The organism is Rhodococcus sp. MurmanLake-1 (assembly GCF_056945715.1).
Genome location: NZ_JBWZNF010000011.1, coordinates 22098 through 33682 on the forward strand (window position 1 = coordinate 22098; position 11585 = coordinate 33682).

The window sequence follows — 11585 nt, forward strand, 5'->3', positions numbered from 1 at the left end:
TCGGCCCTGATCTTTCAGATGGAGCGAGCGAAGAGCGCGGGCTCGGAGCCGGGAACCTGAGAGACCTGCTCTCGGGCAACCAGATGGCGAAGGTGAGCTGCACCTTCGGACAACGCCATCGTCTTTCCCATCGGGGAGATCTCGGCCCACGGCTTGTACCACTTCATCTTTGCCGCGACGTCCCACACGGTGAGCTTGTCGTCGGCGAACTCTTGCAGCAGGTGATCGAGTCGCTCCTGGTGATGCTCGATCAGCTCGCCGGCGCGGCCACCGACGTCGTCGATCGGAATGCCGTGAGCGCCGAGACCGCGGGTGATGTTCATGTTCTGCACGCGTGCGAGCGAGTGGAGGAAGTCGGCGAGGGCGTCTCGCTCGTCGAGTGGGTACACGAAATTGCCGACGTGTGGTGTGGTCTTCTGCAGGACGTGGTCGCCGGTGAACATGACGTCGGCGTCGTCGAGGTAGAAGCAGACGTGACCAGGCGTGTGGCCGGGGGTGTAGACAACGCGGAGGCCTCGGCCGGTGAGTGCGATGATCTCGTCGTCCGCGAGAAGGCGGTCGGGAGCCGACTCGGGGCCCACCGGAGACTCACCCGCGGCAGCCAGGCGGAAGGCATCACGGTCGGCTGCGGGTGCTCCAGCGCGTTCCATGTTCTCGAGCTGATATGCCATCCACTCGTCGTTACGCGCAGTCGACATCTGATCGAACAGGTAGTGGTCGTCCTCGTGCATGGCGATCCAGGCGCCGGATGCCTCGCGGACCCGTCCGCACAGTCCGGTGTGGTCCGGATGGAAGTGCGTGACCACAACGCCCTCGATGTCGGTCACCGAATGTCCGATCTCGGCGAGCCCCGCGTTGAGGCCCTGCCAGCCGTTCTCGTCACCCCAACCAGCGTCGACCAAGATCAGTCCGCCGGGGGATTCCATGGCGTAGACGAGCGTGTGCCCGAGCGGATTGTCCGTGATCGGGACAGGAATCTGGAATATGCCATCACCGATGGCTGCCGCACCATTCATAACAAGTACCTCTTAACGAGTAAGGGAACGCACTCTTAGTACTTCATGTTTACCGTGCGCTCGTTTGGTTGGTGACACAGGTCCTGCCTGGCGGGAGTTCGGCATGTTTTGGGTCGACTTCGGATCGGTGAGAATTTTATCGACTGAATGGTCTCATTGAGTCGAAAGATCCTGCTGAATAGCGTGTTTCGCGAATTCGTTGCGTTGGGCGCGTCCTCGGATCGCGGATCCGTCGATGAGCCGCGCACTAGCCTCCGAGGGACAGGCGCGCTGTGCGGTTATCGAGAAAGACGGGTCATGCGTTTTCAGGTTCTGGACATCATTTTCAACCCACCCCATCCAGTGACCGGCGAGGAAGTTGCCCCGTCCGATCGGCTCAACCGCGTCGTCGAACTGGCAGTTCTCGCCGAAGAACTGGGTATCGATTCGTTCTCGGTAGGTGAGCGCCACGCCGGGCCGGTTCTTTCGTCGGCGCCAACCGTCGTTTTGGGGGCGATTGCGCAGGCCACGGACAGAATCCTGCTCTCGACGGGTGTCACGGTCCTGTCGCTACTCGACCCGATCCGAGTCGCCGAAGATTTCGGAACCATCGATCAGCTGAGCCGGGGACGCCTCGAGATCGTGATCGGCAAGGGCAACGAGGTTCTCCAATACCCGCTCCTCGGTCTGGACATCGCCAAGCAGTACGAGTACCTCACGGAGAACTACGAACTCCTCAAACTGCTGATCAGCGAGGAAAACGTCAAGTGGGTGGGTACCCACCGACCATCGCTCGAGGACGCGACGACGCTACCGCGTCCGTACGACGGCCCGTTCCGTATCTGGCATGGATCGGCTACCTCGTTCGAGGCCGTCGAACTGGCGGCGAAGTGGGGCGACCCCATCGTCACCGCCAACGCCTTCCAGCCTCGTGAGAACTACAAAGTGCTGATCGACCACTACCGCGAGCAGTACCTGGCGTACGGGCACGACCCGTCCAAGGCGTACGTCGGTTCGGGTTCGGGCGGATTGTTCCTCGCCGACACGACCGAACAAGCGATCGAAGAGTTCCGTCCGATCTACGAGGGCGCCGTTGCGCAGGCCGACAAACGCAAGCACGATCCCAAAGCTGTCGGAAAGTCGACAAGCTTCCGGACCATCGAGGAAGCTGTCGACCGTGGGCCGGCGTTGGTCGGGTCTTCGGAGCGAGTCGCCGAGAAGATCATCGATTACCACCAGAGCTACGGCCACGATTTCCAATCGGTGTCGGTCAATCACGTGCTCGACTTCGAGCAGCAGAAGGACACGCTGCGCCGATTTGCGGAGGAGGTGATCCCGCTGGTGAAGGCAGAACTGTCGACGACGCTGTGGACCTCGGCCGACAAAGATCGGGCGAAGGGTTTCACCGCCGTCGCCTGAGCCGTCAGATTTCGGTTGTGCCATTTGTGCTTCAGTTTGCGCGGCATATGGTCGTCTTCCTCCCGGGCGGAGGCAGTAAAGCAGCTTCGGATCAGGATTCTGTCTTCTACAGCAACACCGTGGATGAGGACGGCGCAGTCAAACTCTCCGTCGGCAGTGCGAGTGATAGGGGCCGAGTGTCCGCGTAGATTTCGATGCTCTACCTGCGGGTCGCCAACTTGTTGTCCCCGCAGCGGCAGTCGACGGCGACAATTCTTTCGGCGACTTAGGAGCAGTCTCAGTCGGCTTAGGGTCCCGACGGAAACTTGCCATTTATGTACTCGGCCTCGTGACCGTCGAACGAACGATGGTTCTTGCCGATCTATCCGCCGCGCAGATGTTTGGCGCCGTCGGGCGGCAGGTCAGGGGCATAACCACGGACTTGGCGCTATTGCTGTCCCGGTTACGGTGTCGAGGTGGGCGACTGACCTCGATTTCGTTCTCTGAAAAGTGAAGTGAGATCCAGCCGCATTGCAGCGAGTGCGGGCCAGCCGAAACGACTCGGAGCTCGCCGATATACCGCCATGCGAAAATAGCCGGCTGCGCCGCTCAGCATCGAGGCCCTGGCGTTGACAGCGTGGCTCATACACTGACAACGCGTCGACTGAAGTTACGACAACGATGACAACTGCGGAGCCTGCAAGTACACCGAAACCTCGGCTCTCAAAGCGAGAACCAGGCAGGTGCCGGTGCCGTTGGGTCTTGGTGAGCAAGCTCAGAGCAGTTCCGGAGCGGTCACGTTGCATGGAGTTGATTACCCGGTTACTGCCAGTGGCACCGCAAGCCGGATATAACCAGCCGGTATAGAATTCGCCGTCGCAGATCTCAAGGGTTGCCCGAGATTCAGTACTGATTTTCTGCATCGGCCTTCAGATCCGCCGCATCGGGCGCTGTCACATATACGTTCGGGAATGTTCAGGTTCGGATCGCACGATCCGAACCATTGTCACAGTTTATGCTTGTGGATGGTTTGCGATCCCCGATTACTTGATCGTTGACGTAGCCGCATGACGGATGCCGCGACATACCCGCAAATAATCGCGAGGACCCCATTCGAGCGAAGCCGATCTCGATAATTGGCTGACCTCATGCTGTGGTCGCGAACCAAATTTGGCAAGCTGGTCGCGGAGGTGTCGGTCCTCCTCTGTACGGTATTGCGAAGTTAGCGCAGAGAACCCGTTCGAGATTTTCGGCGGTGCTCATCTTTTTCGAATCTTTGTAGCGAATAACAGTAGTGGTTTAGGTGATACCAGGGTTCGACCTTCGAGAGGGACATGGTTGTGAAGATTGTTTTTCTGCACGGAATCGGTGACGGCGACCCGGAATCGAGTTGGCTCGACGGTCTCGACCGCGGTCTCGAACAGGCCGGTTTCGGCGTGGTCAATCGGGATATGGTCATCGCACCTCACTACAGTTCGTTCCTCACAACAAACGGTATTGGTGAGAAGCTGCCCCCGGTGACGTACAAACCGCGCGACGACTCGGCCAGTCGCCGCGGCTTTGAGCGGCGTCAGGCGAGAGTCCAGCGGATTCTGGGTCTCGAGGGCGGGGTCCGCACCTTCGGTTTCCATCGTGTGCCCGGGCAGGTTCTCGCTCCACTGCAGCAGGCCGCGATCGGATCGCTATCACTCTTGGATCTGCAGCAAGTACGCAAGTACGTTCGGGAGGAACCGGTCCGCGGAGCGATCCTGCGGCACATCCTTGACCATCTGCCCACCTCTGGCGAGATCATTCTGATCGGCCACAGCCTGGGCAGCGTCATCGCGATCGATCTTCTCGACCACCTTCCTGAAAATGTCCATGTCCGCAGGTTCATCACCATCGGTAGCCCGGCGAATGTGCAGGCCGTTCACGAAAGCAGCGAGCGATTGCTCAAGAAGTTTCCGTACGGCCGGGTCGACGACTGGTCGAACTTCCTCGATGTCGGCGACGTCGTCACCGGCGGCAGGGGGCTGGCGACCACCTTTCCCGGCGCCCAGGATTTCGTCATCGACAACGGCGCATCCCATGCCTCCGGTGCGTATCTCGGACATCGCGCCCTCGCCATGCTGGTTGCAGATCTTCTGTACCCCTCGAAGGAAATCGCAATCCGCACATCGGATATCGCGGTTCGTCTCAATGACAACGAGGCCTCGGTGTTGTTGATGCTGCACTACGCGCATGCGGTCCACCGCAACCTCAAAGACAAAGCGCTGGCCGAACGCTACCGACATGCACTCGACATCGTCCAGGACAACATCGTCGCTCAAATAGAGCAGGCCGCGTCAGTGAGTGGACAGCCCGTCGCAGTCGAATTACAGCAACTGAGCAATGGTCAATTGCCGATGATTCCGCATCGATGGGAGATACACGAAGTGGTCGGCGAGTTGGTGGTGCTCGCGCTGACGAACATCATCGATCCGTATGAACTCGAAATCGGCAACGCCCCCCGCGACGCACTCGCCGACATCGCCGTCGAATTGGGGTTTGTTCGTCAGCTCGGAAAGACAGTGAGCACCGCCCTCGAAGACGTCCAAAAATGCTTGGACAGTCGCGGTGGCGTCCCCTGGGGCAGGGTAATTACAGCCGCAGTCGGTCTCGCCTTGGTCGCGGCCGGACCGGTCGGGCTTATGCTCGCAGCGCCGGCTGCCGCGGCAGGTGGCGCCGCTATCGTCGGCGGGCTTGCAGCATTCGGGCCGGGAGGGATGATCGGTGGTCTCGGAATGCTTGGTGGTTTGGCCGGAGCGGGCGCGGCGGTGGCCGCGGGCGCGGCGGTAGGCGGCAGTGCCCCCGACCAGCCGATCACGGATTCGACCACGTTGATCCTGCGGGTATCGACCGAGCATGCACGCAAGATGCTCGGCCTTCCTCATGATGAAGCGCTCTGGTACCAGTTGGCGGATGTGGAGACGAAACTCTCCGCCCGAATCAACCGCCTGACGGCGTTCAGCGATCCGAAGTCGGGGCAGTTGGCTCAGCTGCAGGCGGCCAAGTCGACAATCACGAAACTGATGGCATTCATGCTCGATCGAGGATTGGCGCCGCGAGCCATCGAAGCAGCAACTGGAGAGAAGCCCTTAGCTGACATTGAAAAGGAACTCGTCAACTTCACAGCGCTGACGTGATGCGTTTCAGTGGCTGGTTAACGTCATTTCAGTCGCGAGGGTACTTGCCTCACTTACTGGTGATACGGAATTGACCACACTTTTGCTTCGATTACCGGCGGACAGGTCGCGGAGCCAATGTCGGTTTGCGCAAAGATCAATGAAGCGCACTGGGCCATTGGTCAGTACGGATACGCAGTAACGCGCACTCGCTTCCTCCCGTCAAGGCTCTCGATCGGTCAATCAGCGTCGGAACTAGTCGATACGCCGACCACTGTCGCGAGTACCGCAAACACAAAGGAGTGCTACCGAAAAAACTGGTGAACGCCGAATCCGAAGCGGGAAAGCTGGCTGCGCTCAACTTCTCGTTCGGGCGGTCGTTCGGGGGCTCGGTGCTGGCGCGATGTTGTCGATCACAGGCGAGAGAACTCGCAACTCCGTAACGAGTTTTCTCGTCTGCCGATTATCAATGTGAGTCGAATCGCTACCGCGTGAAGGCGGCACGATGCGGAGAATGCTCACGGCGATGATCGCCGGAATTGCTCGTTCGACACAACAGCGTGCGGGAACACACAGGAGACTGACATGAAGAGAGCGCTTATCCTCGCTGTTGGCGCATTGCTCTCGTCGTTCGGTCTTTCTGCTTGCGGCGGCCCAGGCACAGACTTGCCGTCGACAACCCCATCAAGCTCATCGGCAACAGCCGTCCCGGCAACTGAGTCCGTAGTACCTCCCCCAAGCAGTACACCCGAGGTCGCGCCGATCACCTTCGTATGCGGCGATCTCTCCCTGTACCAGTCGGGTACCGCGTTGTACTCCGATGGCACCACTGGCTACGAGGCATCCTGCGACACCTATGTGCCTCCGGCAACTACACAAGCTTCGGAAAGGGTTCTACGCTACTGCGATTACCCGGGAACTGCGGTCTACACCGATGGCTCGTACTCCACGACCGATCCGGCCTGTGCGGAGATGCGTGCGGAGGCGAACACGAATCCCGGAGGCGGTTACCCATATGATCCTGACGAAGACCGGAACGGTGATGGTGTCGTAAACGGATACGAACGCTGTGGTGTTAAGTGTGGCAAGGAGCCGACCAGCGGTGATATCCAAACGCAGCACGGCTGCGAGCAGGGCTACATCACCGGACCTGCCTGCGAGCCGTACTCAGGCTGATCTTGGGGTGGCCTCGCCCGCAATCCCAGTCGTCTGGTTGGTACAGCGACATCTAGGGGCGTTGCGTCGTTGGATTACACCGACGAAAGTAGCTGTAGGCGAGGGATTTTCGCGATTCAGGCGCGTTCGGCGTCTAAATCGGCGACTGATATGAGCGCTCTGCCGAGCCGCACAAAGGAACAGCAGGCCAGCCCGTCGTGGTCTGATTGATGAGTTTCGCTGCCAGGCCGAAGGTCATTGCGCTGCACAGTAGCGAAACCGGCAGTGACGATCTTTCCGTCGTCGTTCCTGCCGCGCAGTCGAATTTCATTCGGTCGCTTTCGGTCGTCCCGAGAAGCGATGACAAACGTAAGCGTGCGTGCATCTCAGCAATCGCAGAGATGCACGCACGCAGTACTGGCCGTGGCTTGTTGCCTACTTGTTGGACGTCGAGGTGACTGCCCTGATGACGAGCTCGCCGTCGACGGCGTCTGCTTCATCGCCGCACGCACAGTCACAGTCTCCGCCGCAACCGCCGGGATTGCAGTCTCCGGCGTAGCTGTCGTCATCCGCGTCACAGTCGAGGGACCCTCCGAAGGATTCAGCAAAATCGTCGTCGAGTTCATGAGTGAAGTCGTGAACCTCGTCGATCAAGTTCAGCAGATGCTGCGGGGCGAAGGGGTCCGCGTCGAGCATCGTGGAGACCAGCAGGTGGTCGCCGCTGAAAGCGAAGCGCAGGCGCGGCCATTCCTGCGCGAGTTCGATCAACCGGGTTGCAGCGTGCGAGGGATTGCCGAGGCCCGTCAGGACCGAGGACCAGACGTTGATCTGGGGTCCGTCGTCGGCGACGGTCACGTAGACGACAAATCCGTGAACCGGCACGACGATGTCGCCGTCGTCATCGGTGGCAGGCTCACTGCCCAGTAGTTCGGCGAGGGTCTGGACGCACAGGCGAACCAACTCGTCGCGCTCGTCCGTCACCAAGGCAATTGCGCCGTTGATATGGAGGGGCTGGTCGGCGGTCGTGTCTTGGTCGCTCATGGATCCTCATGTTCTGTGCCAGTCCGAGCAGGCGCCGGGCACTGTTTCGTGCGGTAGCTGTCAGGTCTACGGTAATCGGCGCACACTATTGTCCGCGCAGTGGATGATCAAAGATGCCTGGGTAGGTCCGTGTTGATCTGGACTTGACAGCCGACCAGCGAAGAGATGCGAGCCCCGACAAACCGGGCAACCTTGTGGCAGTGAGTATCTCGGCTGTCGGTAGGTAGATCTAGCCTCCATGCATGACGGGTCAGCGAGTTCGGCGAGCTTCACATCTGCGTTTGGTAGCTGCATATCAAGCGGCGCAAAGCCAGATGAAGGTCCTTACGCCGAGGCAGATACGGAATCAGCGTCGACGGCCGGCGGCGGCGAACTTTGTCATGCGGATCGAACTCGATTGCATCACGCCGCCTATTTGGAGACGGTTTTCGGTTCCGTCGAATATCGAACTGGACCAGCTTCATTCGATTGTGCAGGCGGTGATGGGATGGGGAGATCAACACGCTCATCAGTGGGTGAGTGTCCATCATTCAGCGGACAATGGCCCAGATCGGTATATCGCGCCAGAGGTGATCGAGCGCGACGGATACCAGGAAGACGAGTTTGGTGAGGACGAAGTCCGGATCGACGAGGCAGTTACCGCGGTCGGGGAGTACGTCCGTTATGAGTACAACGCCCGCGCAAGGTGGAGTCACACGTTGGTTCTCGAGCAGATTGTCGAAGACCAGCCGATTTCTGAGCCATCTTGTGTTGACGGTGCGAGGGCGTGCCCGCCGGAGGATTCTGGCGGTCCGATCGGGTATCGCGAGTTCCTGAACGGGCAGGCGAGTAATGGACTGTTCGATCCCGAACGTTTTGTTCCCGCAGAGTCCAATGCAGCGGTCACCATTGCAGTGGCATTGCATAAGTCACCGCCTGTGGGAAGCTCGCTGTTCGAGAAGTTCTTGCGCCGCTTGTCTGTTCATTCCGCGCCGAAACTGTTTGCCGCAGTTGCCGAAGCGGAGCTTCGTGGCGGATACGACAACTACTTCGAGGTGATGCGTGAAGGAGCAACCCGTCAACTGCTGTGGCTGCTGAACTCCGCGCGAGGTGGTGGGATTGTCTTGACGGCATCCGGGTCACTGCCTCCGGACCTTGTTGCGTATGCCCGAGACGAACTCGATTGGGGCAGTGACTGGATCGATGTCACGGCAGGGAGTGACTCGCAATTAGCAGTACTCGTTGAAGCCGCAAAGACACTGAGATTTGTCCGGAGACTCCGAGGCACAGCGATTCTGACTCGACTCGGCGCGTCAGTGCTTGCATATGAAGGCGAGCTGTGGCGTCACATCGTGACGGCCATGCCGTTGGGAAAGGGCGAGTTGGGGCAGGAAGCCGGCCGAATTCTGTTCCTTACGTTGGCTGCCGGCTTGTCGGAGTCCGAACGTAGTGAAGTCATGATCGAAGGCCTCACGGCATTGGGTTGGTCGACAACAGACGGAACACGACTCGGAGATGACGATTGGACGTGGATGGTGCGAGACACTCTCGTGTACCTGCGAATGATCGGGGCGATTGTCTCCAATCCGCTGGACGAGCATGTTTCCGCCGATCCCGAGTGGGGCCGACGGTTTGCCAGGATGGTGCTGTCGAAGTAGCTGAGCGCTCGAATCGAGCATCGATTTCAATCGATGCGGAGTTGTTATATGCGCTGGAAGCGCACGATTTTTCTGCTGCGGAATCATGAATATTTTCGGGTGGGAAAATATTGGAGTTTTTGTTCGAAATTGCCATCATGCTATGGTCGATTCTCAGTTGTTGAATTGCGTGGTCGAGCCAAAAGCTTGCGCAGAAGATATATTTTGTGAAGGTTGGGTTTCCGAAAAGGCGAAGTGCGTGTTGCTAGTCAATTGAATATGTGACCGGTGTTGGTATGGCGGTCGCTCCTAGGGCGTGCAGAAACGAAGCGCAAAGATCCTGAACAGGGGTTTTGTGCTTTGTTCTGCCGATTATGTGCGAAGGATGTGGCATGTGACGGGGTCCGACATGGTCCAGTTCAGTACCTTGGTAATTGTTTCACTGCTTGTTGCTTTTTATGGTGGAACATTTCTGATTTCTCTTCGTATTGGTAAGAAGCAGGAAAATGCCGACGGTTTTATGACCGCCGGAAACAAGTTAGGATTTGGTGTTTCGGCCGCGAGTATGACGGCCACCTGGATTTGGGCGTCGTCGATGTATGCATCCGCCACTTCTGGCTACACCTACGGAATCTCCGGCCCCATTCATTACGGTTTATGGGGCGCGTTGATGATTCTCTTCATTTATCCGTTCGGCCAGCGAATTCGCAAAGTAGCGCCGAAAGCCCACACACTGGCTGAGGTCATGTACGCGCGGCACGGACGCTCGAGTCAGCTGATGCTCGCGGGCTCCAATATCGTCGGTAGTCTCATCAGTTTGATGTCGAACTTCCTCGCTGGTGGTCTGCTGATCGCGTTGCTTTCGCCGTTCAACTTCATCCAGGGTGTGTTCATCGTTGCGCTGGGCGTTTTGCTGTACACGCTGTGGTCGGGCTTCCGCGCTTCGGTGTTGACCGACTTCGTTCAGCTGATCGGAATGCTCGGTGCGGTAGCGGTTTTGGTGCCGTTCATCTTCTTTGCGGCGGGGTTCCCGGCAGCCTTCGAATCCGGGGCAGGCAACCTTACTGCTGAGCAGGGCAACTTCTTCTCGAGCGTTGCCTTCTTCGAGCAGGGCGCGCCGTACATCGCGGCAGTTCTTGCCTACGCAATCGGCAACCAGACCATTGCCCAACGTCTGTTCGCGGTCCGCGAAGACCTGATCAAGCCCACCTTCATCACCGCAACCGTCGGATACGGCGCAACGGTCATTGGTGTCGGAATGCTGGGTGTTCTCGCTCTATACCTCGGAATCGAGCCGATGGATGGTGACGTCAACAACCTGATTCCGCAGATGGCCGCGTCGTACCTGCCCGGAATTTTGCTGGCTGTCTTCTTTGTCATGATCATCGGCGCGCTGTCATCGACGGCGGACTCGGACCTTGCTGCACTCTCGTCCATCGTGATGACCGACGTGTACGGCCAAGCCGTCGCAGGCAAGGCTAATGCGATCCCTCGACGGATGCTGCTCATCGGCCGAGTAACGATGATTGTTGCCACGGCGGCGGCTATCTCCTTGGCAAGTCTGCAATTGAGCATTCTGGATCTGTTGGTGTTCGTCGGCGCGCTGTGGGGCGCGCTGGTGTTCCCGGTTATCGCGAGCTTCTATTGGGGCAAGGTCACCAACAAAGCCTTCACTGTGTCGGTGCTGGCGGCTCTTGCTGCCTTCTTGCCCGTCCGATTCAGTTGGGTGCCGATGGATGGGATGTTCGGGATTCTCTCCGACATCGTTGCCGTTGTCGGTATCGGAGTGGTGCTGGGGCTCATGACATTTGGATTCTTCGGTCTGAAGGTTGCGCAGATCGTCGGTGGCCTGGCGATCGTGCTGTCCGCGCCGTTCGCGATCGGCTTCCTGCACGACTACCCAACGCTCAGCGGATCTTTGGTGGCCTATGCCGTCAGTACCGTCGTGTGCTTTGCGATGTCCGTCAATCAGCGTGAGACGTTCGATTTCGAACTCATCAAGCAGCGGACGGGAGACTTCGACGATGACGAGCTTCCTGCCGTGGGAGCGTCCGGAAAGTAACTTTCGAGACAAGTGGAAGGGCTACGGATGAGTACTGCTCTACTGACCATTTACGTTCTGATCTGGCCGGCGTTGGTCTTGGTCGTGCTGGGAGTTATCAGCAAGGGATTCTTCAAGGACTGGGCAACTGCTCGCCGCAACGGTGAGGATCTGGTCTAACTCTTCACGCCGCCAC

8 protein-coding genes are annotated in these 11585 nt (G+C 58.9%); 6 read left to right on the forward strand and 2 right to left on the reverse strand.

All coding sequences use genetic code 11. From position 1 onward, the window contains the following. Nucleotides 1-14: 14 nt before the first annotated feature. Entirely contained in the window at nt 15-1016 is a 1002-nt protein-coding gene (locus AC2ETI_RS25290) for an MBL fold metallo-hydrolase (RefSeq protein WP_483634570.1), read from the reverse strand. 297 nt (nt 1017-1313) lie between these two features. Here AC2ETI_RS25290 and AC2ETI_RS25295 point away from each other — a divergent pair, with 297 nt between their 5' ends. The 3 genes from AC2ETI_RS25295 (at nt 1314) to AC2ETI_RS25305 (ending at nt 6712) form a co-directional block, all read left to right on the forward strand. Next, nucleotides 1314-2414: an LLM class flavin-dependent oxidoreductase gene (locus AC2ETI_RS25295; protein WP_162114806.1), complete on the forward strand. Its 1101-nt coding sequence runs from the start codon at nt 1314-1316 to the stop codon at nt 2412-2414. 1319 nt (nt 2415-3733) lie between these two features. After that, nucleotides 3734-5557, forward strand: coding sequence for a lipase family protein (locus tag AC2ETI_RS25300; protein ID WP_483634571.1), 1824 nt, complete (start codon nt 3734-3736; stop codon nt 5555-5557). 564 nt (nt 5558-6121) lie between these two features. Further along, on the forward strand, nt 6122-6712 hold the full coding sequence (locus AC2ETI_RS25305) for a hypothetical protein (RefSeq protein ID WP_225989302.1): 591 nt from the start codon (nt 6122-6124) through the stop codon (nt 6710-6712). Nucleotides 6713-7126: 414 nt separating this feature from the next. Here AC2ETI_RS25305 and AC2ETI_RS25310 read toward each other — a convergent pair whose 3' ends face one another. Then, nucleotides 7127-7732 carry a T3SS (YopN, CesT) and YbjN peptide-binding chaperone 1 gene (locus AC2ETI_RS25310; RefSeq protein WP_070385701.1) on the reverse strand — a complete coding sequence of 202 codons (606 nt, stop codon included), beginning with the start codon at nt 7730-7732 and terminating at the stop codon, nt 7127-7129. A 380-nt stretch (nt 7733-8112) separates the two neighbouring features. On the opposite strand from AC2ETI_RS25310, the gene AC2ETI_RS25315 reads away from it, so the two are divergent. From AC2ETI_RS25315 to AC2ETI_RS25325, 3 genes are all read left to right on the forward strand, one after another. Continuing rightward, a complete protein-coding gene (locus AC2ETI_RS25315) occupies nt 8113-9369 on the forward strand; it encodes a plasmid pRiA4b ORF-3 family protein (protein ID WP_483634612.1) in 1257 nt (418 codons plus the stop codon). Between the two features lie 388 nt (nt 9370-9757). Then, complete coding sequence (locus AC2ETI_RS25320; protein ID WP_483634613.1) at nt 9758-11410, forward strand: sodium:solute symporter family protein; 1653 nt, start codon at nt 9758-9760, stop codon at nt 11408-11410. A gap of 27 nt (nt 11411-11437) precedes the next feature. After that, nucleotides 11438-11569 carry a putative transporter small subunit gene (locus AC2ETI_RS25325; protein WP_003941363.1) on the forward strand — a complete coding sequence of 44 codons (132 nt, stop codon included), beginning with the start codon at nt 11438-11440 and terminating at the stop codon, nt 11567-11569. The last annotated feature ends 16 nt before the right edge of the window (nt 11570-11585 follow it).

Bases quoted from the DNA above. Each gene is read 5' to 3' on its own strand.
- AC2ETI_RS25290 (WP_483634570.1), bottom strand. From the start codon at position 1,016: ATGAATGGTGCGGCAGCCATCGGTGATGGCATATTCCAGATTCCTGTC.
- AC2ETI_RS25295 (WP_162114806.1), top strand. From the start codon at position 1,314: ATGCGTTTTCAGGTTCTGGACATCATTTTCAACCCACCCCATCCAGTG.
- AC2ETI_RS25305 (WP_225989302.1), top strand. From the start codon at position 6,122: ATGAAGAGAGCGCTTATCCTCGCTGTTGGCGCATTGCTCTCGTCGTTC.
- AC2ETI_RS25310 (WP_070385701.1), bottom strand. From the start codon at position 7,732: ATGAGCGACCAAGACACGACCGCCGACCAGCCCCTCCATATCAACGGC.
- AC2ETI_RS25315 (WP_483634612.1), top strand. From the start codon at position 8,113: ATGCGGATCGAACTCGATTGCATCACGCCGCCTATTTGGAGACGGTTT.
- AC2ETI_RS25320 (WP_483634613.1), top strand. From the start codon at position 9,758: ATGGTCCAGTTCAGTACCTTGGTAATTGTTTCACTGCTTGTTGCTTTT.
- AC2ETI_RS25325 (WP_003941363.1), top strand. From the start codon at position 11,438: ATGAGTACTGCTCTACTGACCATTTACGTTCTGATCTGGCCGGCGTTG.